The 24,073-nt window shown below is 67.3% G+C and carries 18 protein-coding genes; 7 read left to right on the top strand and 11 right to left on the bottom strand.

Annotated elements, in window-relative coordinates:
• Positions 1-202 precede the first annotated feature (202 nt).
• The 3 genes from argE (at position 203) to mscL (ending at position 3,154) form a co-directional block, all read left to right on the top strand.
• Positions 203-1,495 (top strand): acetylornithine deacetylase, encoded by a 1,293-nt coding sequence (gene argE, locus PXJ20_RS16800; protein ID WP_421029310.1) that lies wholly within the window; start codon positions 203-205, stop codon positions 1,493-1,495.
• A gap of 42 nt (positions 1,496-1,537) precedes the next feature.
• Positions 1,538-2,584, top strand: coding sequence for a threonine/serine dehydratase (locus PXJ20_RS16795; protein ID WP_421029311.1), 1,047 nt, complete (start codon positions 1,538-1,540; stop codon positions 2,582-2,584).
• A 123-nt stretch (positions 2,585-2,707) separates the two neighbouring features.
• Positions 2,708-3,154 (top strand): large conductance mechanosensitive channel protein MscL, encoded by a 447-nt coding sequence (gene mscL, locus PXJ20_RS16790; protein WP_017773785.1) that lies wholly within the window; start codon positions 2,708-2,710, stop codon positions 3,152-3,154.
• A gap of 64 nt (positions 3,155-3,218) precedes the next feature.
• Here mscL and PXJ20_RS16785 read toward each other — a convergent pair whose 3' ends face one another.
• From PXJ20_RS16785 to PXJ20_RS16775, 3 genes are all read right to left on the bottom strand, one after another.
• Positions 3,219-5,237, bottom strand: coding sequence for a hybrid sensor histidine kinase/response regulator (locus tag PXJ20_RS16785; protein ID WP_051061961.1), 2,019 nt, complete (start codon positions 5,235-5,237; stop codon positions 3,219-3,221).
• A gap of 79 nt (positions 5,238-5,316) precedes the next feature.
• A complete protein-coding gene (locus tag PXJ20_RS16780) occupies positions 5,317-5,796 on the bottom strand; it encodes a response regulator (protein WP_017773783.1) in 480 nt (159 codons plus the stop codon).
• A gap of 118 nt (positions 5,797-5,914) precedes the next feature.
• Positions 5,915-7,546 carry a sensor histidine kinase gene (locus tag PXJ20_RS16775; protein ID WP_421029312.1) on the bottom strand — a complete coding sequence of 544 codons (1,632 nt, stop codon included), beginning with the start codon at positions 7,544-7,546 and terminating at the stop codon, positions 5,915-5,917.
• 448 nt (positions 7,547-7,994) lie between these two features.
• On the opposite strand from PXJ20_RS16775, the gene PXJ20_RS16770 reads away from it, so the two are divergent.
• A complete protein-coding gene (locus tag PXJ20_RS16770) occupies positions 7,995-8,492 on the top strand; it encodes a hypothetical protein (RefSeq protein ID WP_026121240.1) in 498 nt (165 codons plus the stop codon).
• A gap of 96 nt (positions 8,493-8,588) precedes the next feature.
• Here the strand turns inward: PXJ20_RS16770 and PXJ20_RS16765 are convergent, their stop codons facing one another.
• Positions 8,589-11,126: an AsmA family protein gene (locus tag PXJ20_RS16765; protein ID WP_421029313.1), complete on the bottom strand. Its 2,538-nt coding sequence runs from the start codon at positions 11,124-11,126 to the stop codon at positions 8,589-8,591.
• Between the two features lie 231 nt (positions 11,127-11,357).
• On the opposite strand from PXJ20_RS16765, the gene PXJ20_RS16760 reads away from it, so the two are divergent.
• Complete coding sequence (locus PXJ20_RS16760; protein ID WP_421029314.1) at positions 11,358-12,182, top strand: ABC transporter ATP-binding protein; 825 nt, start codon at positions 11,358-11,360, stop codon at positions 12,180-12,182.
• On the top strand, positions 12,179-12,991 hold the full coding sequence (locus PXJ20_RS16755; RefSeq protein WP_421029315.1) for an ABC transporter permease: 813 nt from the start codon (positions 12,179-12,181) through the stop codon (positions 12,989-12,991). The genes PXJ20_RS16760 and PXJ20_RS16755 overlap by 4 nt, the downstream gene beginning before the upstream one ends.
• On the opposite strand, the gene PXJ20_RS16750 is transcribed toward PXJ20_RS16755, so the two are convergent.
• The 4 genes from PXJ20_RS16750 to PXJ20_RS16735 all read right to left on the bottom strand — a co-directional run bounded on the left by PXJ20_RS16750 (position 12,988) and on the right by PXJ20_RS16735 (position 19,065).
• Entirely contained in the window at positions 12,988-13,548 is a 561-nt protein-coding gene (locus PXJ20_RS16750; protein WP_026121239.1) for a DUF6013 family protein, read from the bottom strand. The genes PXJ20_RS16755 and PXJ20_RS16750 overlap by 4 nt on opposite strands.
• Positions 13,549-13,863: 315 nt before the next feature.
• Positions 13,864-14,880 (bottom strand): zinc-binding alcohol dehydrogenase family protein, encoded by a 1,017-nt coding sequence (locus PXJ20_RS16745; RefSeq protein ID WP_421029316.1) that lies wholly within the window; start codon positions 14,878-14,880, stop codon positions 13,864-13,866.
• A 161-nt stretch (positions 14,881-15,041) separates the two neighbouring features.
• Positions 15,042-17,918 (bottom strand): DNA ligase D, encoded by a 2,877-nt coding sequence (ligD, locus tag PXJ20_RS16740; protein ID WP_421029317.1) that lies wholly within the window; start codon positions 17,916-17,918, stop codon positions 15,042-15,044.
• A 67-nt stretch (positions 17,919-17,985) separates the two neighbouring features.
• A complete protein-coding gene (locus PXJ20_RS16735) occupies positions 17,986-19,065 on the bottom strand; it encodes a Ku protein (RefSeq protein WP_421029318.1) in 1,080 nt (359 codons plus the stop codon).
• A gap of 398 nt (positions 19,066-19,463) precedes the next feature.
• On the opposite strand from PXJ20_RS16735, the gene serB reads away from it, so the two are divergent.
• Positions 19,464-20,303 carry a phosphoserine phosphatase SerB gene (serB, locus tag PXJ20_RS16730; RefSeq protein ID WP_421029319.1) on the top strand — a complete coding sequence of 280 codons (840 nt, stop codon included), beginning with the start codon at positions 19,464-19,466 and terminating at the stop codon, positions 20,301-20,303.
• Between the two features lie 191 nt (positions 20,304-20,494).
• On the opposite strand, the gene PXJ20_RS16725 is transcribed toward serB, so the two are convergent.
• The 3 genes from PXJ20_RS16725 to bktB all read right to left on the bottom strand — a co-directional run bounded on the left by PXJ20_RS16725 (position 20,495) and on the right by bktB (position 24,032).
• Positions 20,495-21,685: a cystathionine beta-lyase gene (locus PXJ20_RS16725; RefSeq protein WP_421029320.1), complete on the bottom strand. Its 1,191-nt coding sequence runs from the start codon at positions 21,683-21,685 to the stop codon at positions 20,495-20,497.
• Positions 21,686-21,934: 249 nt separating this feature from the next.
• Positions 21,935-22,756 carry a hypothetical protein gene (locus PXJ20_RS16720; protein ID WP_421057431.1) on the bottom strand — a complete coding sequence of 274 codons (822 nt, stop codon included), beginning with the start codon at positions 22,754-22,756 and terminating at the stop codon, positions 21,935-21,937.
• A gap of 91 nt (positions 22,757-22,847) precedes the next feature.
• Positions 22,848-24,032 carry a beta-ketothiolase BktB gene (gene bktB / locus PXJ20_RS16715; protein ID WP_421029322.1) on the bottom strand — a complete coding sequence of 395 codons (1,185 nt, stop codon included), beginning with the start codon at positions 24,030-24,032 and terminating at the stop codon, positions 22,848-22,850.
• Positions 24,033-24,073 lie beyond the last annotated feature (41 nt).

The raw sequence follows: 24,073 nt of genomic DNA, 5'->3' as shown, positions 1-24,073 counted from the left end.
CGCGCTGCTTCGTGCTGCTTCGCGGTGCTTCGTGCTGCTTCGTGCTCCGCTCACGCTCCTCGATACCAGAGCGCGAGGCATTCATGCTGCAACGCGCAAACCCCTTGCCGAGCCCTTACTGGTCGCTTACCTTACGCCGCAAGCCTTTGGCGAGGCTCGGCTTTTTCTGTATGATCCAACGATAAACCAGTGGAGTTCTGTCATGTCCCAGGTTGCTGCGTCAGCGTATCCCGCCACGTCGCCCGGTCTGTCTTCCGCACCCTCCGCCGTCCCTCCTTCCGCATCTTCCGCATCTTCAGTTTCATCCGATTCAAACGCTTCCCCCGCTTCGCTTCCGTGGGTGACCCGCCTCGTGTCGATGGACACGGTGAGCCGCAATCCAAACCTGGGGCTGATCGAGACGGTGCGCGACGCGCTGCGCGCGCTCGGCGTGCAGTCCACCCTCACGCACGACGATAGCGGCAAGTGGGCCAATCTGTTTGCGACCATTCCGGCGCACGACGGCCGCACCGCAGGCGGCATCGTGCTCTCGGGCCACACCGACGTGGTACCCGTGGACGGCCAGGCCTGGGACAGCGATCCGTTCAAGCCCGAGATTCGCGACGGCCGCCTGTACGGCCGCGGCACCTGCGACATGAAGGGCTTCATCGGCGCCGCGCTCACGCTCGTTCCCACGATGCTCGCTACGAAGCTCGCGAAGCCGATTCACCTCGCGCTCTCGTTCGATGAGGAAGTGGGCTGCGTAGGCGCCCCGCTCATGATCGACGAACTCGTGAAGCGCGGCGTCGCGCCCGAAGGCTGCATCGTGGGCGAGCCGACCAGCATGCGGCCCATCATCGCCCACAAGGGCATCAACGTGTATCGCTGCTGCGTGCGCGGCCAGGCCGCGCACTCGTCGCTCACGCCGAAGGGGCTCAACGCGATCGAATACGCGGCGCGTCTCATCTGCCACATTCGCGACATGGCGGACCGCTTCCGCGAGCAAGGCCCGTTCGACGAATTCTACGACGTGCCGTTCACCACGGCGCAGACCAGCACCATCGCGGGCGGCAATGCCGTGAACACGGTGCCCGCCGAATGCACCTTCGCCTTCGAATTCCGCAATCTGCCCACGCTCGACCCCGACGCGATCTTCTCGCGCATCGAGTCGTACGCACGCGAAACGCTGTTGCCGAAGATGCAACGTGAGCACGCAGCCGCCGCCATCGAATTTACGAAGGTTGCCGCAGCACCGGGCCTCGACGACGCCGAAGCGGCCGCCGTCACGCAGCTCGTGCGCGCACTCACGTCCGACACCGGCCGGCGCAAAGTCGCCTACGGCACCGAAGCCGGACTCTTCGCGCGGGCCGGCATTCCGAGCGTGGTGTGTGGGCCAGGCGACATCGAGCAGGCGCACAAGGCGAACGAGTTCGTCGCGCTCACGCAGCTCGCCGAATGCGAGCGCTTCCTGCATCGATTCATTCACAGCATGTCGCTCGAGGCGCAGCTGCGCTAACGCGCACGCTTCGCAAACCGTTCACGCCGACGCCCGCGCGCCATGTCCACCGCCACCCCGCAGCACACCGACCATACGATAGACGGCGAGCCGATTCCCACGCTCGACGACATCGCCACACAGCACTTCGCGCTCACGCCGTGGGTGGTGCGAACGCCGGTGTTCGAGCGCCACGACTTTCCGTCGCTCGAAGACACCATCGTCAACTTCAAGTTCGAACTGTTGCAGGCGGGCGGCAGCTTCAAGGCGCGCGGCGCGTTCACGAACATGCTTGCGCTCGACAGCTCCCAGCGCAGCGCGGGCGTGACCTGCGTGTCGGGCGGCAATCATGCGGTGGCCGTGGCCTATGCGGCCATGCGGCTCGGCATCGGCGCAAAGGTCGTGCTGTTTCATTCGGCCAATCCTGCGCGCGTGGCGCTGTGCCGCCAGTACAAGGCCGAGATCGTCATGGCCGGCAGCCCGGCAGAAGCCTTCGAAACCGTGCGCCAGGTCGAGGCAGAAGAAGGCCGCTACTACGTGCATCCGTTCAACGGCTATCGCACGGTGCTCGGCACTGCGACGCTCGGCTACGAATGGGCCACGCAGACGCCCGACCTCGACGCCGTGATCGTGCCCATAGGCGGCGGCGGGCTCGCGGCCGGCGTGGCCACGGCGCTGCGCCTCGCCAATCCGCGCGTGCACGTGTACGGCGTGGAGCCCGAAGGCGCCGACGTGATGAGCCGCAGCTTCGCGGCCAATCGCACGGTGAAGATGAGCCACGTGGAGAGCATTGCCGACTCGCTGATGGCGCCGTTCACCGAGCAATACAGCTACGAACTGTGCCGCCGCCACGTGGACCGCATCGTGACCGTTTCCGACGACGCCTTGCGCGCGGCCATGCTGCTGCTCTTCAACCAGCTCAAGCTCGCCGTCGAGCCGGCCTGCGCGGCCGCCACGGCGGCGCTCGTCGGACCGCTGCGCGAGACGGTTCAGGGCAAGCGCGTGGGCGTGCTTCTGTGCGGCACCAACATTGATCCGGCGAGCTTCGTCGTGCACATCGGCCGCGCGGTGGCGGGTGCGGGCGCACATGCAGGCACGAAACCGGCTTGAGGGCATGAGCCTCGCCTCGCAGCGCGAATCGCTACCCTCACGGTAAGACGTTGACTATCATTGGCCGAACGGCGTGCTTTAATGCCGCGCTACCCAATCAATAACTTCAAGGAGGTCCGCCCCATGGGCATGATCAAGGAATTCAAGGAATTCGCCGTCAAGGGCAACGTGATGGATCTGGCGGTCGGCGTCATCATCGGCGGCGCGTTTTCCACCATCGTGAATTCGGTCGTCAAGGACCTGATCATGCCGGTCATTGGCGTTGTCACCGGCGGCCTCGATTTCTCGAACCAGTTCGTCCGGCTCGGCACCATTCCGCCCTCGTTCAAGGGCAACCCCGATTCGTATAAAGATCTGCAGACAGCCGGCGTGGCCGTGTTCGGCTACGGCTCGTTCATCACGGCCGTGATCAACTTCCTCATCCTCGCGTTCATCATCTTTCTGATGGTGAAGTTCATCAACAAGCTGCGCCAGCCCGCAGAAGCCGCGCCCGCCGCGCCGGCGCCCACGCCCGAAGACGTGCTGCTGCTTCGCGAGATTCGCGACACGCTGAAGAGCCAGCCGCGCTGATACCTGCCGGCATATTGCTCTGCTCGCGGTTTGCACCGGCAGAGCAACGAAGGGCTATCGAGCGCTATAGGCCCAGATCGACGTCGCGCGCCGTCTGCTCGAGTGGTGGCGTCGCCCCCGGCGGTTCGGCCTTCTGCCTCGCCGCGCTCTCGATCAGCTGTTCGAGTTGCGCGAAATTCACCGGCTTGGTGAGATGCCAGGTGAAACCGGCTTCGATGCTGCGGCGCACGTCCTCGTCGGTGCCGAAGCCCGTCAGTGCAACGGCCGGCACCGCCGAATGCTCGCGAAAAGCGCGGATGAAATCGAGGCCTGTACCGTCCGGCAAACCCACGTCGCTGATCACGAGATCGAACTCGATGCTCTGGGCCGCCGCCAACGCATCGGCCACGAGGCTCACCACCGTCACGTCATGACCAAGGCTGCGCACAAGCTGCGCCATGACCTCGGCCGTGTCCTCGTGATCTTCGATCATCAGGATCGTCAACGTGCACGCGGCCATGGATACGGCCGACACGGGCGCCGCCGGCTCAGCCTGCGGAGGCTCGCAGACAGGCAGCACGATCGTGAAGGTCGCGCCGCAATGCACGCCCGGACTCTTCGCGCTCACGTGGCCGCCATGGGCGTCGGTGAGTGCCTTCGTGATCGCGAGGCCCAGCCCCAGGCCGCCGAACTGACGCGTCATGTTGTGGCTGCCCTGCTCGAACGCATTGAACAGCTTGCCGATCTGCTCGGGCGCAATGCCGATGCCGGTGTCTTCCACCGAGATCTGGATCTGCGAACCTTCGTCGCGCGTGCGCACGTAGATGTGTCCGCCGTCGGGCGTGAATTTGGCGGCGTTGCGCACGAGGTTCCATAGCATCTGCTGCAGGCGCGCGCGGTCGGCGCGCACGTAGTGATGGCGCGCCGCCGTGTCGATGTGCACGTCCTGCTGCTTGACCTGAATCTCGCTGCGAAAAAGTTCGAGCACGCTGTCGATCACCTCGTGCACGTCCACCGTTTCCAGCGTGAGGCTCAGCTTGCCGTTGGCCACGCGCGTGAGATCGAGCAGATCGTCGATCAGGCGCGCTTCCAGTTCGATATTGCGGCGGATCATCCGCACGCTCGCGCGCGCCTGCTCGGGCAGATCGACAATCATGTCGAGCACGCGCGTGCCGGCCAGCACCGGCGTGAGCGGCGTGCGCAGCTCGTGCGACAGCATGGCGAGAAAGCGGTCCTTCGCGCGATTGGCGTCTTCGGCCGCCTGTCTCGCCGCCTGCTCCGAGGCGAGCAGCCGTTCGCGTTCCTCGATCGCCTCGCGCTGAGGCTGGATGTCCGTGCAACTGCCGAACCACTTGTTCACGCCGCCGCGCGGATCGCGCACGGCGACGATGCGCACGTCGAACCAGCGGTACGCGCCGTCGTGGCGCCGGATCCGCATTTCGTGGTGGTAGTAACCCGTCGCGCCGCCCGACACCGCCGCGAGCCAGGTGCGACGCACCTCTTCGCGGTCGTCGGCGTGCACGGCGTCGAGCCAGCCAAGGCCCAGCGAACGCGTTTCGTCGAGGCCCGTGTACTCCACCCACTGCTTCGAGATGAAATCGCAGCGGCCATCTGAGCGACACGTGAGCACGAGGTGCGGCAGCGCCTCGGAAAGCGTGCGGTAGTGCTCTTCGCGATCGAGCAACAGGAGCGCTTCGGCCGACGCGCGTTGCAGGCGAATCTGCGCGAGCACGCGCTCCACCGCTTCGGGCAGATAGTCGAGATAGTCGCCCGACTTCGGCACCACGTCGGAGACACCCGCGCGCAGCGCCTGGATCACGCGCGACTCGTCGGTGAAACCCGTGACGAGAATGGCCGGAATGCGCACGTCTTCGGCGCGCAGGCGGCGGAAGAAATCGAGCCCGGTTTCGGGGCCGTCGAGCTGATAGTCGAGCACGAGCAGATCGGGCGCCTCGGCGGCGATCAGTTCGCGTGCGCTCGCGGCGCCCGTGCAGGTCGCCACGCGCACGCCGGCCCGCATCAACGACTTGCGGGCAAGACGGAGAATGCCTTCGTCGTCGTCGACGACGAGAATGTAGGCGGCAGGCGTAGCGCGGTCGGTCATGCTGGTGGAAGCGGCGGCGTGTGTTGTGAAAAAGCGTTCGTTCGTAGCGGTTCCCCGGGGTGCGGCGCCGGCCGCGTCGTCATCCATGTGAAGCGAACCGTTGGCCCTGCGGCAGCTTCACGACCTGAAGGAAGAAGCCGAGCCGCCGTACCGCCTCGATGAACGCGTCATATTCGACGGGCTTCGTGATGTAGACGTTGCAGCCCAGTTCGTAGCAGCGTTCGATCTCGCGCGGGTCGTCGGTGGTGGTGAGCACGATCACGGGCACCGCGGCCGTTTCCGGCGACGCCTTCAGCCGGCGCAGCACCTCGAAGCCGTCCACGCGCGGCATGCGCAGGTCGAGCAGCACCACGACGTTCGTGAGCTGATCGCGCGCAGGCCAGGCGCGCTCCGCGTGCGCGGCCGGATCGCCAAAGAAGTAGTCGAGCGCTTCGGCGCCGTCCCGAAGGCGCAGAAAGCCGTTCGAAATGCCCGAGCGGCGCAGGTTGCGTTCGACGAGCGTCGCATGGCCGTCGTCGTCTTCGACGAGCACGATGCTGACGGTCTCTCCTTGTGTCATGGTTGGCTCCGGAAGGAGAGGCGCGCGTGGCGCGTGGCGAGGCGGACGTGAGATGTCGGCATGGTGGGCTGGGTGGTTTGCTTCGCGGTTGGTTGTCCGGTGCGCTCTGGGGTTGGCTTCATGGTGCACGCAAGGGCTGCTCGGGCAGCGTGAAGAAGAACGTGGACCCGGCGCCTTCCACCGATTCGACCCACGCCCGCCCGCCGTGCCGCTCCACGGTGCGCCGCACGATGGCAAGGCCGATGCCCTCGCCTTCGGCCGTGTCGGTGCGCAGACGCGAGAACGCGCGGAACATGCCCGGCAGCGAGCCCGCGGGAATGCCCACGCCATTGTCGCGCACATAGTAGGTGCGCATGCGAGGGCGCGGCACGGCGGCCGGATCGTGTTCGTCGACGGGCTCTTCCGGTTCGGGGTCGAGCGCGCCCACCTCGATGCGGCCCGGCCGCGCGGGGTCGAGATAGCGCAGCGCGTTGCCGGTCAACTGGCCGAACACCTGTTCGATCGCCGCCGGGTCGCCCCATGCCGGCGGCAATTCGCGCACCGCTATGGAGACACCGCGCCCGGCGAGCGTCCCTTCCAGGCCGTCCACGATACGCGCCATCACACGGCCTATGCTCACGCGCTGCCAGTGGTACTCCACGCGCCCCGCGCGCGAAATGCGCAGGAGCGCGTCGATGATGGCCGCCGCCCGGTTCACCGCGTGCCGCACGAACTGCAGCGACTCGCGGATGTCGCCGTCCAGCACTTCGGCGAGGCGCTCGTGTTCGGGTGCGGGCAGTCGCGCCGTTTCCACCGTGGTGCGCAGGTCGTCGCACGAGACCTGCAGTTCGTTCGAAAACCCTTGCAGGTTCACGAGCGGCGAGCGCAGGTCGTGCGAGACGCTGTAAATGAACATCTCGTTGTCTTGCGTCTCCTGGCGCAGATGCTCGTTCAGGCGCGCGAGTTCGGCCGCGCGCGCTTCGAGCTGCGCCTTGAGTTCGATCTGCTCGCGCTCGGCGCCGCGCAACCGCGCGCTGGTGTCGTGCAACACGGTGTCGAGTGCCGCGATCTCGTCGTTGCCCGACAGCGGCGCGGTGAGCGGCTGGCTGTTGCCGAGCCGCCCGGCATTGGCCGTGAGCACCGCGAGCCGCCTGCCGATGTTGCGCGCGAACACGAACGCGGAACCCGCCCAGATCAGCATGGATCCCACCACGGCAGCAATCAGCGCGGCCTGCTGGCGCGTGCGCGTGAGCGCGAGCGATGCACGGCTCTCCGAATCGCGGCGCCGCTCTTCGGTAATGAAATCGTCAAGCTGTGTGCGCACGAGCTGGATTTGCGGCGGCAGCGCATCGTTCTGGGCGTCGGCATAAGGGCCGATGGTGCGCCCTTCGTAAAGCGCGCTCGCCACGCCCGACACCTCGGTACGCCAGGCCTCTGCCGCGGCGCGCATGCGGTGCACGCGTGCTACCTGTTCCGGCTGGTTGGCCACGAGATGTTCGAGCTGGCCGAGACGGTCCGAGAAGTCGGCCCAGATGGCGCGCCGGTCGATGAAAGACGGGTCGCCCAGCACCACGCCTGTGCGCACGCGCGCCGCCTCGCGCAACAGCGGCTGGGCGAGCGTGGTGGCCTGCCAGAGAACCTGCTGGCTGTCCGCCGCGCCTTTCGCGGCCTGCATGGCCTCTTCCTGGGTGCCGAACACGAACCCCAACAGCGCCAGTTCGACGGCGCTCGGCACGGCGATCAGCAGCAGACCCTTGGTGAACAGTTTCATCGATAGGCGTCCAGGTTGCCGAATCGTGCGCTCGTGGCTCTTATGCTCTTGTGCACTTCTGCACGACATGCGCGACGCTGCGGGCCGCGCCCGAACGGATAGACGGGCGCACCGCGAGGGCGGAAACTTCGCATGTACGGAAGCGGCCCATTATCCTGTTGAACGGCAGATATTTCAACGACCCGCCCTGCAAGCGCCAGCGCACATAAGGCACACACTAACAGCGTGCAAGACGGCCTTTTTTATGGGGCCTGCATGCACTGCGCGGGCATGCCGGTCTATATTATGGCTACAGACAGAAGTCCGGAGACGCCTGCAGCGCGGCGCGCGGTCCGGCATGAGACGTGCGGTGCACATGAGTCGGACAGTTGGTCGAATCATCGTGAATCCGGCATTTTCGTATGCTATAAAAGATCGACGTGCGGCGCGCGAGGCCGGGAGTGGTCGCATGAGAACGCTGCGTTTGTTGCAATTCCTTTTCAGGCGAATGTTTATGTCCTTCCCGAAGAAGCGTAAGCGCGTGAAGGCGGACAGCGACGAGTCCTTTCTCGCCGTACTCACGCATTTCAAACCGTTCGGCCAGCTCGACACGAAGATCGCGCGTGCGCGCGCTCAGGACGAGCCCGTGCTCTATGCGCATGTCCTCCCCGGACTCGACGTGCTGTTGTGCAGCGTGCGCGGCGCGCAGCCGCCCTACCCGGCCACCGCGGAGTTGCGCCGCCGCTGTATCGAATCCATTGCGAATGCGCTCGAGCAGCCCCTCGACGGTCTCGAGAACGGCGGTTATTGGTATGAGGCCGACGGTTTCGGCTTCCTTGTCTTTGCGAGCCGCGCTCGCGGGCGGATTCTGCCCGAGTTCGGCGCTACGCGCGCAGGGCTCGCCGCCCGTCGTGGCGCGCGGCGCCAGGACGCGGCGGGCGACGCCACGCCGCGCTCGCTGCGCTAGGGTCTGCTGCGCCGGGCCTGGTCAGTTCATAACAGGCCCGGGCGTCGCTTGAACACTTCCAGCTAAATCCTGGGTAAGCCCTGCTGGTCCGGCCTGCTATCGCGAGGCCGCACCACCTGGCGCGTGCGCGCCCGTGCCCGCCGGCGGTAGACGCGGCGCCTTCTCCTTCTGTCCCGGCGGCGGAGCCGTGGGCTGCTGTCGCATCTGCGCGAGCAGATTGGCGCACGGCAACGGCTGGTTGTTGCTTGGGGCGATGAGCGGAATCAGCGCTGCGAACGGATTGAGCAACCCGAGCCCCACCATCGCCCCGCCGCGCAACGCGAGCGCGGCGGCGTCCACGCCGACGTGCGGGTCCTTGAACGTGCCTTTCACGTAGAGCGGCGAGCGCAGCGAGAACACACGAAAGCCCTTTGTATGGGGATGAATGTGGAGATCCATCGACTCGTCGTGAAGATTCACTTTCCCGTCGATGTTGATCACCGCGTCCTCGGTATCGAGTGCGAACACGCGCGAGTCGAGCACGCCGTCGGTCGCGACGAAATCCGCCGCGGCGCAGTTGATCTTCACGTCGCGCGTGCCGAAGAGCTTTTCATAGACCACGTTCGCCACGTTGAGCCCCGCCGCTTCCATGAGCAGCAGGCTGATGGTGCCCTGCGTCACGAGCGCCTTCACCTCGCCGTTCGAGGTGGCGGCAAGCGCGGCGGGCGAATTGCCGGTGGCCGTGAGCGACGCGTCGCCGTTGATCTCGCCGAGCGCCGATTGCATCGACTTCACGCCCGGAAACAGCTGTTTGAGCTTCAGGTGACGCGCCGCGGCGGCGAAACGCCCCTTGAGCGGCACGCCGCTGCCGTCGAGGTCGATATTCGAATCCAGCGTGCCGCCCGCCACGCCGAAGCGCAGCGGCTGCAGCGAGAGCGCGCCGTCGCGCAGCAGCACGTGCGTGTAGAGGTCCGTAATCGGCAGGTTCGCGTTCTTGACGATGCGCCGGCCCGTGAGCGTCACGTCCGCGTCGATGGCCTTCCAGCGGTCGGTGCGAAATGCCTCGACGGGAATCACGCGGTCCGCCGGCTGCTTCGAGACGTCGCCGCGCTTGCGTTTGCTCGCGTTGGTATCTGCGCCGATGATCGGCGCGAGGTCGGAGAACTGCAGCAGGTTCGACACCAACTGGCCTTGCAGCAGCGGCCGCGGCTGACGCTGGAACCACGCCAGCGTGCCGTTGAGATCGCTACCGCCCACGCGGCCTGTGAAATTCTCGTAGCGGAACACGTTGCCGTTGCGCTTGAACTGGCCCACGAGCCGGCCATCCGTCGCGTAAGGCGGCGTCTCGGGCAACGTGATGCCGGTGAGCGTGTAGAGATGCGCCATGCTTGCGCCTTGCAGCCACAGGCGCAGATCGACGGCCGCGAGGTGCGCGGGATCGGTGATCGTGCCCACGAGCGCAATGTGCGTGTCGCCCGCGCGTACGTCGGCCTGCACGGGGAACGGGCGATTCGCGTCTTGCAGCGCGAGTATGCCGCCCAGCTTGCCGGTGCCGGAGACGGGCGCGTGGTTGTAGGTGCCCTTCAGCGTCCAGCCGATGGCGTAGAGCGGTGCGGCGGCAGGCGTGGCAGTAGCGCGGGCGGCTTCACTTGCACTGGCGGCGCTGCTTGAACTGGCGGCACTGCTGGAACTGGTGGCCCTGCTTGCACTGGCGGAGCCGCTGCCCGCCGAGGCGACCGCGCTCGCCGAGGCCACCGGAGCCCTGGCCGCTGATCCCGAACTGACCGAACCTGGCGTGCCCGGAGCCGACGCAGCCGCCGTCCGCGAACCGGAAGCGGCCGCAGTCGCGCCCGGAACCGAAGTGCCAGAAGCGCCAGAAGTGCCGGAAGCCCCTGGAGCGCCGGAAGCCCCCGAAGCCCCCGAAGCCTCGACAGCCTCCGACGCCTCGATTGCCTTCGCCTGGGCCGCCAGCCGCGCCGCGCCCGCTTTGCCCACCATCTGTGCCGACGCGTTGCGCGACGCATTTTCCTGCGCCGCCATCACGTCGCCGATCGGGATCGCCTGGCCCAGCGTGTCCACGGTCAGTTGCACGTCGGCCTTCGTTTTCTGGTCCGCATACGCGACATAGCCTTTGGCGAACGTGACATCGTGCAGATCCAGCTTCCAGGTGGACGGCCCGCTCGACGACGGCAGCTTGAAGGTCCAGTTGTTGCGGTCGTCCTGGGTACGCTCCAGATCGACGGACGGATTCACAAGGTTGATCACCGGCACCACGATGCGATGTGCGAGGAGCGGCAGCAGCTCGACCTCGAAGTCGATCTCGTCGAGCGTCGCGAAGTAGCGCGTCTTCGCCCAGTCGGGATTGGCCACAGTGATGTGCGCCGCCGAAAAGCGCGGCCACGGCACCCATGCGCGCCAGCCGGTCTCGCCCACCGGATGCCGCCAGCCCAGCTTGAGGTCGCCTTCGATGCGCAAGGTGCGGCCGATCGCCTGGCTCACCTTGTCGTCCACCCAGGGGCGGGCGCGGTTCCAGTCGAACGTGAGAAATACCACAGCGACCACGGCGACGAGGACAGCGACGAGCGCTACGAGCCATGCGATGATCTTGCCGACGCGTCGGCCGGGAGTGCGCGCGGGGGTCTGCTCCGGCGTCATGCCTGCTCCGTTGTGTTTTTGACCGTTTATAAGGGCGGCAGCAGGGTCCGTACCCGCCGCAGCGGCCAGTCCGCTTTCACGCCCCGAAGGCTCCGTATGATGCCGCAGCGCGGCATGCCCCGCAAACCGCGGCCCGGCCTCGTGCGGGCCGCCCGCGAAGCCATCCGGCCACGGACGAAGAAACCACGCGAGCGGTGCCGCCGCGCCGCAGGTCCCCGAATAACCGCGCCCATGACCGATACGCCCCTTCTCGAAGCCCGCGCCATCGTGCGCCGCGATGCCGAGCGCGGCCAGCTGCTGCTCCACCCCGCCAGCCTCGCGCTGCATGCGGGCGACCGCGCCGCCGTCACCGGTCCCTCCGGTTCGGGCAAGAGCGTGCTGCTGCGCGCGCTCGCCCTGCTCGATCCGCTCGATGGCGGCGACGTGTGGTGGCACGGCCAACCCGTCTCGCGCGAGGCGATGCCGCGCTACCGGCGCAACGTCGCCTACATCCGCCAGCGCCCCGCCATGCTGGACGGCACCGTGGAAGACAACCTGCGCTATCCGTATGCGCTGCGCGTCTACCGCGACGTTTCGTTCGACCGCGAGCGCGCCGCGGCACTCGTGCGCGCGGCGGGACGCGGCGACGACTTCCTCGCACGGCGAGCAAGCGAACTCTCCGGCGGCGAAGCGCAGATTGCGGCGCTCGTGCGCGTACTGCAACTCGATCCGCAAGTGCTGCTGCTCGACGAACCCACGGCGTCGCTCGACCCCGAGTCGTCGCGCGCCATCGAATCGCTCGTGCTCGCATGGTTCGAGGCCTGCGACAGCGGTACGACCCAACGCGCCGCGATCTGGGTCTCGCACGATCCCGCCCAGGCGCAACGCGTCAGCAACCGGCATCTCACGATGCGCGCCGGCGTGCTCGGCGGAATGGAGGCGAACGCAGAAACGGACGCGAACGCAGAAGCGCCCGCCGCCGCGGCCACGGCGCCGCCGGAAACCCGGCCCCGGCACGAAGGCAAGCAACCCGCGACGCAGCCCGATCCGAACCTCCCGAAGGAGTCCACGCGATGAACACGAGCCTGCAAAACCTCAGCCTCGTCGACGTCGGCATCGCAGCGTTGCTGATCGTGGTGAACGGCGCGGTGTCGGTGCTGCTCAAGCTCGATCTCGAACGCAAGCTCGCCTGGGCCGCGGTGCGCACCGTGGTGCAGCTGCTCGCGATCGGCTACGTGCTCGGATGGGTGTTCCAGTACGACCGCTGGTACGCCGTGCTGCCGTTGATGGTGCTGATGACGCTGATCGCGGGCTTCGCGGGCGCGCAGCGCGGCTCGCGCACCTACGCGGGCCAGCGCGCGGACAGCATCGTCTCGATCTGGGTTAGTTCGTGGCTCGTGGCGGCCGTCGGGCTCTTCGTCGTGATTCGCATCCGGCCGTGGTACGCGCCGCAATACGCGATTCCGATACTCGGCATGATTCTCGGCAACACGCTGACCGGTGTGTCGCTCGGCGTGGAGCGCATGACCGAAGAACTCACGGCCCGGCGCGACCGCGTCGAAATGGCGCTCGCACTAGGCGCGACGCGTTGGGAAGCGGCGCAGGAGCCCGCGCGCCAGGCGGTGCGGGCCGGCATGATTCCCACGCTCAACCAGATGGCCGTGGTGGGCGTGGTGAGCCTGCCCGGCATGATGACGGGCCAGGTGCTCGCGGGGCAATCGCCGCTGCAGGCCGTGCGCTACCAGATCGTGATCATGTTTCTGATCGCCGCGTCGTCGGCGCTCGGTACCGTGGGCGCCGTGCTGCTTACCTACCGGCACCTGTTCTCGGCCGAGCACCGCTTTCTCGCGGCGCGGCTCGTGGAGCGAACGGCGGGCCGCCCCTAGCGTTTGGCGGACACGCTGACCTGCGTGCCGTCGGTGAGCGTGACGGTCTTCACCGTGCCATTGGTGGGCATCGCGAAGCGCAGCACCTGGTTCGTCGCTGCGAAGGTCGGACAGGTCAGCGTCTTGCCGCCGCTCTTCACCGTCGCCTTGCCACGCGGCGCCTGCGCCTGGAAGCTCAACTGCACGGTAGCCGTGCCGTCGCTCGCGACGATGGGCGCAAGGCGAATCCGCGTCTGACGCAGCAGCGCACCGTTCGCATCGAGCGGCAGGTCCGCGTAGCCGGGGCATTGGTTGTTCACGCTCACGGAGCCGCCGGGCGGCACGGTCTTCCACGTGAAGTCGTCGGTCTGGCCGGACCGCAGCGTGCGCGTCTCCTGCGCGTTGCCGAACTCCTTCGACACGACCTTGACGGTGTACTGGATGGGACCGTCGGGCGGCGTCTGCGACGTCACCTTGACGGGCGGCGCGGCCTCGGCCTTCGTCATGAATCCGCCTCCCGAAACGACGGCAAGTACGGCTGCGGTAACAACGGCCCGGCGTGTACGGCGGGAGCTCATACCTCACCTCCTTGTTGTGGCGCCGCGCCATCGCGCGTTCAAACGGCCACGCATGCGGCGCGGTGCTGCCTTCCAGTCTTAGGGTGTCCTGCCAGTCTAACGCCACCCTGCGACCGCCGCGACGCGCACCGATTCAGGTATTCCCCCGCTTGTCGCCGCGCGTTTTTTGCGCGTGGACCCGCCGCCCGGACCCGCGCATGAACTCCGCATGAACTCCGCATGAACTCCGCATGAACTCCGCATGAACTCCGCATGAACTCCGCATGAACTCCGCATGAACCTCGCATGAACCTCGCATGAACCCATGTGCCGCGCTCAGAACCCCGACAGCACGATCTTCCCGATAGCGCGCCCCGCCTCCAGCAGTTGATGCGCATGCCTCACGTTTTGCGCGTTGATCGTGCCCAGATGCTGGCCTACGGTGGTGCGCAGCGTGCCCGCATCCACGAGGCGCGCAACTTCGCCCAGCAGACGGTGCTGTTCGATCATGTCGGGCGTGCCGAACATGGAGCGCGTGAACATGAACTCCCAGTGAAAGGACGCGCTCTTCGCCTTGAGCAGCTCGACCGGCACCGGTTTCGTGTTCTCGACGATCGTGCAGATGGCGCCCTGCGGCTTCACGATCTGCGCGGCGGCCGGGAAGTGGGCGTCCGTGTCGTGAAAGAGCAGCACGTAGTCCACCTGTTCGAAGCCTGCCGCTTTCATCTGTGCGGGCATATCGCCGTAGTGGTCGACGATGTGGTCCGCACCGAGCCCGCTCGCCCATTTCGCCGATTCGGGCCGCGACGCCGTGGCGATCACCGTGAGCTTCGCGAGCCGTTTCGCGAGCTGGATGCCGATGGAGCCCACGCCGCCGGCGCCGCCCACGATCAGCACCGAGCGGCCCGCATCGGCGCCTTCGGGCGACACGCCGAGCCGGTCGAACAATGCCTCCCACGCCGTGATCGCGGTGAGCGGCAAAGCTGCGGCGTGCGTGAAGTCGAGCGAGGCGGGCTTGCTGCCCACAATGCGTTCATCCACGACGTGGTATTCGCTGTTCGCGCCCGGCCGCGTGATGCTGCCCGCGTAGAACACCGGGTCGCCCACCTTGAAGAGTTCAACCTCGGGGCCTACGGCGGCCACCGTGCCCGCAGCGTCCCAGCCCAGGATGCGCGGCGCTTTCTCCACCGTGTCTTTCGGTGCACGCACCTTGTAGTCCACGGGATTGACGGAGATCGCCTCGACTTTCACGAGTAAATCGCGCCCTTGCGGCTCGGGCGTGGGGATGTCCACGTCGACGAGTGCTTCGGGATGGTCGACGGGCAGATAACGATAAAGACCAACAGCTTTCATCCGAGGCTCCTTATTGGAATGGAATGATGCGCCGGGCGCAGCACATGCCACGAGCGCGGCTGACGGCAGTCCGCTTCCCCCGATCTCGGCTCGCGTGCCCGGCTATACGTCGCCATACGACGCTATACGTCAATGTATGCCGTTGTATGCGGCTGCGCGCTTCAGTTCTTCACGCCAAGCCGTTTTTTCATGGTCGCGGTAATGCGCTGGCGCGTCTTCGCATAACCGGCCCACGGGTCCTGCCGCAACGCGTCCAGGCGCTCGTGAAGATTCGCGATCGTCCATTGGTCGCCGGCCGTGGTGCCGGGAACCTCGTCCCACGTGATCGGCACCGAGACACCGAGCCCCGGCCGCGCACGCACCGAATACGCGGCGATGGTGCTCGACCCCCGGTTGTTGCGCAGGTAGTCCACGAATATCTTGCGCTTGCGATTCTGCGGGCCCATCTTCGCGCTGAACCGGTCCGGCAGCGTAGCGGCCATATGCTGCGCGACAGCCTGCGAGAAGGCTTTCACCTCGTCCCAGCCGGCCTGCGGCGTGAGCGGCACGACCACATGCAAGCCCTTGCCGCCGCTCGTCTTGCAAAACGATTCGAGGCCCAGTTCAGTGAGGATCGTGCGCGTGAGTTCCGCGGCTTCGATCATGCGGTCCCAGCCGAGCGCCGGGTCGGGGTCGAGATCGAACACCATGCGCTCGGGCCGCTCGATGTCCGTGACGAGCGCGTTCCACGTGTGCAGCTCGATCACGCCCATCTGCGCCGCGCCCACGAGGGCCTCGACGCTGTCGATGGTCAGGAGCGGCGCGTGGCCCGGATCGAGGCCCGCGTGCTGGGTGATGTGCGGAATCTCCAGCTTCTGCGCGTGCTTCTGGAAGAACAGTTCGCCGCCAATGTCGTCGGGCGCGCGCACGAGCGAAACGGGCCGGTCCTGCAGATGGGGCAGCAGCCACGGCGCCACCCACTCCCAGTAATGAACGAGGTCGAGCTTGCGCGTGCCGCTGTCGGGGTCGATCACCCGATCGGGATGCGAGATGCGTACGCCCGCCACCTCGGCCCATGCACTGCGCGAGTGGGCTTTCGACAGAGCGGATGCGCCCGATGCCGCCGACGACGTACCGCGTGCAGCAGGTGCAGTACGTGCTGCCTTCTTCGAGCGGGAGGGCTTTCCCACTGTTTCCCCGGTCTGCTGCATGGTGTCCTCCTCGTTCGAACGGTCCTGTGCCGGTTCATCCGCGGATGCCGCCGCATGCACCGGCGCTTCGCGGCTCACCTGACGCGCGGGCTTGTCGCGGCGCAGGCTCACGAACGAGGCCTGGCGCACGAGGCCGTCGCCCGTCCACTGCGCGAAATTGCACTCGCAGACGAGTTCGGGCTTCACCCAGTGCACGGGCGTGCTGCTGCGCTCGCGCGGCATGGTCGCAAACGCCATGCGCTGCGCTTCGAGCGCGTCGAGTTCCTTCTTCACGGCGCGCAGTCTGGCGGCGTCAAAGCCCGTGCCGACCCGGCCCGCGTACTGGAGCTTGCCCTTCGCGTCATAGACGCCGAGCAGCAGCGAACCGAACGCCGCGCGGCTGCCCGCGGGCTCGGTATAGCCGCCGATCACGAACTCCTGCCGTTGCCGGCACTTCAGCTTGATCCACGACGACGCCCGCGCCGACGTGTAATGGCTATCGGCGCGCTTGGCGATGATGCCTTCGAGTCCGTTCGCGCAGGCGCCTTGCAGCAGTTCGTCGGGATTCACCGCGAAGTCCTCGGAAAAACGCAGCAGCCCTTGAGTGCGCTCGTCGACGTCGGCAAGGAGCGCGCGCAGGATCGCGCGCCGCTGCACGAGCGGCACGGCGCGCAGGTCGTAGCCGTTGAGAAACGGCACGTCGAACACGAAGATCGTGATGTCCTGGGGACGGTTCGCGTCGAACGCGTTCTGCAGCGCCTGGAAGTCCGGCATGCCGTGACGGTCGAGCACCACCGCCTCGCCATCGAGCCACGCGCATTCGAGGTCCAGCCGCTCGAACGCGCGCGCCTGGCGGCTGAACTTCGCGGTCCAGTCGTTGCCGGTGCGCGTGAAAATGCGCACCGTCTCTTTGCGCGCGTGATGGTCGATGCGCGCGAGTACGCGATAGCCGTCGAACTTGATCTCATAGACCCAGTCGTTGCCGGGCGGCGCGAAATCGACGAGCGTGGCGAGCTGCGGCTTGAGCGTGGCCGGCAACGCCGCCTTTACCGCGCCTTCGATGCCGGGCTCGCGCGCAAGCTCGCGCAGCGACTCGGTGTTGCGCGTGGCGATGATGTCGGGGCGGTCGGCCTTCGATGACTGCTTTGATCGGCGCGGGGTGCCTGCGCTGTTGCGGCGTGCCGCGCCCGCAGTGCTGGCTGGGCCCGCGGCACCCGCAGGCCGCGCCGCCGCTGCACCGCGTGGCGAAAGCACGCTGCCGGGGCATTCGGCGAGCACGTCGTACTCGTCGGTGCGGCGCGCCTCTTCGTCGCGCTCCTTGATGAGCAGCCACTGCTCCTTGTCGCCGCTGCCGCGCATACCGCTTCGCACGAGCGTCCAGCCGCCGTGCAGCTTCGCGCCTTCGAGCCTGAACTTGAGCTTGCCCGCGCGGTAAGACTCGAGCGCCTCCTTTTCGCTGCCCGCGGGCTCCCACACGCCGCGGTCCCAGACGAGCACCGTGCCCGCGCCGTAGTTGCCTTCGGGAATCTCGCCCTCGAAGCTGCCGTATTCGATGGGATGGTCTTCGACGTGAACTGCCAGCCGCTTCACCGACGGATCGAGACTTGGCCCCTTCGGTATTGCCCACGACTTGAGCGTGCCGTCCAGCTCGAGCCGGAAATCGTAGTGAAGCCGCCGCGCGTCGTGCTCCTGGATCACGTAGGACAGCGCATGGCCGTTGCCGCGCCGCTTCGCGCGCGCAGTGGCGGCGGCGGTCTTTCCTGTACCCGTACCGCGCGTACCGCGAGCGGCACGCTTCGGCGCGCCGGAGGGCTCCGGCGTGGCATCGAAGCGGCGTTTGCGCTGATAGGTGTCGAGTTTGCCGGCCATGCCCGTTTGCCTTTGCTTGTGCCTTTGCTTGCGCGTTTGCCTCAACCTGCGGCTGCGCCTCGCGCCGTCAAGCCGCGTGCCGCTTTCTGTGCGGCGTTTCCTTGCGCGCGGTCTCGCTGGTTTTGCGGCCTGTGCCGCGCGAGGTCGAGCGCGCCGTTGTGCGGCCCGTGCCGCGCGCGGCGGCGTGGCTGCTTCGCGCAGTCGTGCCGTTTGTCGCACGGGTTGTCGTGCCTGCGCCGTCGCCGCGCGCACGGCTACGCGATTTGCCGCGCTTGCCGTCCTCCGATGCTTCGCCGCCCGACGGGTCGTCGTCCGGCTCTTCGTCGCGCTCGGCTCGCCCGCTCCCTCGGCCCTTGCCGCGCCCGAGGCTGCGCCGCAGCAGCTCCGAAAGATCCAGGATCTCGGCGCTACGCCGCGGCCGCGGCTCTTCCGGCGTTTCGATCTCTTCGGTCTTGCCTTCGCGGATCTTGCGCTCGACAAGTTCGAGCACGTCGTCGCGGAACGTGTCGTGATAGCGCTCGGGGTTCCAGTCCTCGCTCATGTCGTCGATCAGCTTTTTCGCCATGTCCAGTTCGCGGGCCGTCACGCCGGCCTTCTTCGCGTCTTCGGGCGGCAGCGTGAGTTCGCTCACGGGCCGGATCTCGTCGGCCCAGCGCAGCGTGTTGAGCGCGAGCACGGGCCCGAGCGGCACGAGCGCCGCGAGATGCTGCTTGTTGTGCATGACCACGCTCGCCACGCCGATCTTGCCCGACGCCTTCAAGGCTTCGCGCAGCAGCGCGTAGACCTTCTCGCCCTTGCGGTCCGGCGCGAGGAAGTACGGCGTTTCGAGATAGAGGAACGAGATGGCGGGGGCATCCACGAAGGCGAGGATGTCGACCGTCTGCGTGGATTCGGGGTTCGCCGCGCGGATCTCGTCGTCGGAAAGCACGACGTACTTTTCCTTTTCGTACTCGTAGCCGCGCACGATCTGCTCGCGCGGCACGTCCTTGCCGGTGCGCTTGTTGATCTGCCGGTAGCCCACCGGGTCCATGGACCGCTTGTCGAGCAGATGAAAGCTCACGTTCTCCGAACGCGTCGCCGGAAACAGCTGCACCGGCACGTGCACGAGGCCGAAACTGATCGCGCCTTTCCAGATCATGCGTGACATGTTGCGCTCCCAGGTCTTGAACGAAGAACCAAGCAGCATGCGTGCCTGAGCACCTGAAGCCATTACGGGTCGCGACAGGGCCGCCTCGCGCCACCTTGAGCCGCCTCGAGCCGCTTAGCGCCGCCCGGAGCCGCCGGCGCTCGCTCAAGGGGAACAGCGGCAAGGCCGCGCGAGGCGCGTTGGCCCTGGGTTGGCCCTGGGTTGACCCTGTAACGCCTGCGCCACGGCGTGCAAAAGCTGCCGATGACCAGGAACGCCAGCACGACACCGACTCCCGAGCCGCAAACCCGCCCCCGCTGCCACGGCACCGGATCGCCCGCCCCGAACCGTTACAATAGCCGGATTTTCCGCGCCCCTTCTTCTCCGACTATCCCGCCTCGCGCGCTGCTGCATAGCCCATGAATCTCGTCATCCAGGCCTCGTCGCCGTTCAACCCGGCCCACCAGAAACCGCTCGTCGCGCTGGCACGCGGCCGCCGCGCCGTCGAAATCGACGCGCACGCCATTCGTATCGAAGACGCCGATCCGGCGCAGCGTCCCGACCTCGATGTCTATTGCACCACCCACGCGCTCGACTACGCCTTCGTGGAGCCGGGCCGCTCGCTCGCGGACTTCGGGCTCGTGACCATGGACATGGACTCCACGCTCATCACGATCGAATGCGTCGACGAGATTGCGGATTTCTGCGGGCTGAAGGCCGAGGTGTCGGCGATTACGGAAGCCGCGATGCGCGGCGAGATTCAGGACTTCAACGAAAGTCTGACGCGCCGCGTCGCCCTACTCGCGGGGCTCGACGCGAACGTGCTCGGGCGCGTCTACGAAGAGCGGCTGCGCCTTTCGCCCGGCGCCGAACGCATGCTGGCCGGCGCGAAGGCCGCGGGCCTGAAAACGCTGCTGGTGTCGGGCGGCTTCACGTTCTTCACGGAACGGCTCAAGGGGCGGCTCGGCCTCGACTACACGCGCGCCAATACGCTCGAAATCGTGGACGGCAAGCTCACGGGCAAGGTGGTGGGCGAGATCGTGAACGCCGACGTGAAGGCGCGCACGCTGCTCGAAACCTGCAAGGAAATGGGCATCGACCCGCGCCGCGCCATTGCGATGGGCGACGGCTCGAACGACCTCAAGATGATGGCGGCGGCCGGACTTTCGGTGGCGTTCCGCGCCAAGCCCGTGGTGCGCGAGGCAGCGAGCGTGGCCTTCAACTTCGTCGGCCTCGACGGGCTGTTGCGCCTGTTCTGACATTTCGGGCGGCGTGGCGGCTCATGTCATGTTCGCCGCCTGACTTCGCCGCCCCCGACTCACCTCGTCACACGACATTGGCCGCGTTGCCGGTTGCCGTTGCCGCATAAGGCGGCGACCAGCAAGGCCGCAACGCCTTCGCTAGCCGAGGCTGATCCAGGCTGATCCAGCCTGACCCAGGTTGACCCAGGTTAATCGAGCGCCGCGAGACAGCGTTCGATATCGGCCTGCAGATCGGCCTCGTCCTCGAGTCCCACGTAGAAGCGCACCAGCGTGCCGCGATGCGGCCAGCGGCTCGCGCTGCGCATCGACGCCACGTCGTACGGCATGGCCAGACTGTGCGCGCCGCCCCAGCTCCAGCCAAGCGAGAACAGCTCCAGCGATTCGCAGAACGTGTCGATCTGCGCGGGCGTGTAGCGCTCGTCGAACACGACCGAAAAGAGGCCGCCTGCGCCGCTGAAGTCGCGCGCGAAAAATTCGTGACCCGGGCAGTCGGGCAGCGCGGGGTGCAGCACGGCGGCAATCTCGCTGCGCGTCTTCAGCCACTTCGCGAGCGCGAGCGCGCTGCGGTCGTGCTGCTCGAAACGCACCTTCATGCTGGGCAGGCTGCGCAGGATCAGCGAGCAATCGTCCGACGACACGCCGATGCCCATGCGCATGCGCGCGAGTTTGAGCTTCAGGTGCAGTTCCTTGTCCGCGGTGATGGTGGCGCCCATCAGCACGTCGCCGCCGCCCGACTGGTACTTCGTGAGCGCCTGCACCGAAATGTCCACGCCGTGTTCGAACGGACGGAACGCGAGGCCGGCCGACCAGGTGTTGTCGATCGCGGTGATCACGTTGCGTGCGCGCGCGACGGTGGTGATGGCCTGCACGTCGGGCACTTCCATCGTGACCGAGCCCGGCGCCTCCAGCCAGATGAGCTTCGTTTCCGGGCGGATCAACCCGGCAATGCCCGCGCCGATCATCGGATCGTAGTAGCGCGCCGTGAGGCCGAAGTCGTGCGCGAGCCACTCGGCGTGGTCGCGGTTCGGCGAGTAGACGTTGTCGGGAATGAGCACGTCGTCACCCGCCTTCACGATGCCGAAGTACACGTTCGAGATGGCCGAGAGCCCCGAGGGCTGGAGCAGCGCGTGATTGCCGCCCTCGATCGTGGCAAGCCGCTGTGCGAGCGTGAGCGAGGTGGGCGTGGCATGCAGGCCGTAGCGCCACTGCGCGTCGTTGCGCCAGTCGAGCGCACGCAAGGTGGCGAGATCGGGAAACACGACAGTCGATGCCCTCGTGACGGGCACGGCGAACGACTCGAAGCCCGGCGTGAGCTGGTCTTCGGCGCGCACGATGCGGGTCTGGAGGCGGCGGTTCGGCTTGGAAGGCGGTTGGGTCATGGCAGCGAGCGCGACGGGAACGTTATTGGATGAGGATGGTAGCGGCGCGAGCGGACTGAATGACCGATGCCCGGCACGCGCTGCGTAGACTGAAGATTAGCCGAGGTTGCGGTGCGCAAGGTGCCATGTGCAAGGTGCCATGTGCAAGGAGCCGCCAATGCGGCCGCGACGTGGATGCTGTTAGCGGGACAGCACCGCGCGCAGTACCCGGCCGCGCAATGCTTGCCCTCCAGGGCCATCGGTGCGCGATCAATCGCCGATGGTGAGATTGCTCACGCCGCCCACGGCATGCGCGCCGGCAGCAGGCGCCGACGACGAGGCCGCCGCCGCACCCACCGGCGGCGCCGCTGCGGGCTGGGACGGTGCAGCCGCCGCCTGGGCTGGGCCCTGCACTTGCCCCTGCACTTGCCCCTGCACTTGCCCCTGCACTTGCGCCGCGGGCCGCGCGGCCCCGGCCGGCACCGGTTGTCCCGCCGCCAGCGGATGCAGGTCGAACGGTTGCGGGTCCGAATCGTCGACGTTCATGCGATCGCCTTGCAGCACGCCGTCTGGCCCGAACTTGCCGACCCAGTTGCCGGTAATGTGCGTGCCGTCGTTCGATTCCTCGACTTCCAGCGTGTCGCCTTCGCGGTCGCCGGCAATCAGGATGACTTCGCCCGTGTCGGTGAACTGATACTCGCCGTGCACGCCGGAAGGATCGTCGGTCTTCGGTCCGAGCCGCAGCACGATGGCACGCTTGCCGAGCGTGCCCGTGTAGCGCGGGAACTTCGCGAATTCCGGGCTGGGCTTGAGCGGCAACGGGATGGGCGGCGGCGCGGCGAGTTCCTTGACGGCGTCGCTTTGCGCTTGCGCGGTGAGCGGCACGCTAGCGCTCAGGGTGGCCGCGAGCAGCGCGAGGGTCAGTGCGAAGGCCCTGGCGTGGCTAGATTTCAAGCGGCTGGGCTTGGCGCGGCCCGGCCTGACGCGGCCCGACTCGCCTTCCTTCGTACCGCTCGCGTCTATCGCATCGCACTCGCCCGCCGCGCTCCGTGCAACGGTCGCGAACTTCGCCAGCCGGTCGGCGACTCCCATGCTGCCCAACTTCGTTGCCTGCAATCCTTCCATCAGCCCTCTTCCTTGCATCCGCCGCGCCTTGCCCATCGCTTGCCGGCGTGCCGCGTATTCAGATCCGTTCGAACACGGCGGCAATGCCCTGCCCGCCGCCGATGCACATCGTCACGAGCGCGTAGCGGCCGCCGATGCGCTGCAGCTCGTACAACGCCTTCACCGTGATCAGCGCGCCCGTCGCGCCGATGGGATGCCCCAGCGAAATGCCGGAGCCGTTCGGGTTCACCTTCGCGGGATCGAAGCCGAGTTCGTTGCTGACCGCGCAGGCCTGCGCCGCGAAGGCCTCGTTCGCTTCGATCACGTCGAGGTCGCCCACCGTGAGACCCGCGCGTTCGAGCGCCTTGCGCGAAGCCGGCACGGGGCCGATCCCCATGTAGGCGGGATCGACGCCCGCGTGCGCGTAAGCGACGAGGCGCGCGAGCGGCTTCACGCCGCGCTGCTGGGCGACATCGGCGGACATCAGCACGACGGCCGCGGCCGCGTCGTTGATGCCCGACGCGTTGCCCGCCGTCACCGTGCCGTCTTCCTTCGCGAATACCGGCCTCAACTTCGTGAAGTCGTCGGGCGATGCCTCGGCGCGCACGTGCTCGTCGGTATCGAAGACCGTCTCGCCCTTCTTCGACGCGATCGTGATGGGCAGGATCTGGTCCTTGAAGTAACCGTTCGCGATGGCGCGTGCCGCGCGGCGGTGCGATTCGAGCGCGAGCGCGTCCTGCGCCTCGCGCGTGATGCCGTACTTGCGCGCCACGTTCTCCGCGGTCACGCCCATATGCACCGCCTGGAACGGGTCGCTGAGCGCGCCCACCATCATGTCGACCAGACGCGCGTCGCCCATGCGCTGGCCGAATCGCGCCGCGGGCATCGAATACGGCGCGCGGCTCATGCTCTCGGCGCCGCCGCCGATCGCGATGTCCGCATCGCCGAGCAGGATGCTCTGAGCCGCCGAGACGATGGCCTGCAGACCCGAGCCGCAGAGCCGGTTCACCGTGAGCGCCGGCACGTGCTGCGCGACGCCGCCGTTGAGCGCGGCCACGCGCGCGAGGTACATGTCCTTCGCTTCGGTGTGCACGACGTTGCCGAACACCACATGGCCCACCTCGTCGCCCGACACCTGCGCGCGCGAGAGCACCTCGCGCACCACGCGCGCGCCGAGATCCGTGGGCGCAAAGTCCTTGAGGCTGCCGCCAAAATCGCCGATGGCGGTGCGCACACCGCTTGCCACTACGACTTCCCGTTGCATTGTCTGTCTCCCTTTTTGTGCTGCGAATGTGTAAGCGCTGA

Source organism: Paraburkholderia sp. A1RI_3L (genome assembly GCF_048957895.1).
Taxonomy (GTDB): domain Bacteria; phylum Pseudomonadota; class Gammaproteobacteria; order Burkholderiales; family Burkholderiaceae; genus Paraburkholderia; species Paraburkholderia kururiensis.
Note: the sequence above shows the minus strand (reverse complement) of the source record. Positions and strands in the feature narration are given on the sequence as shown.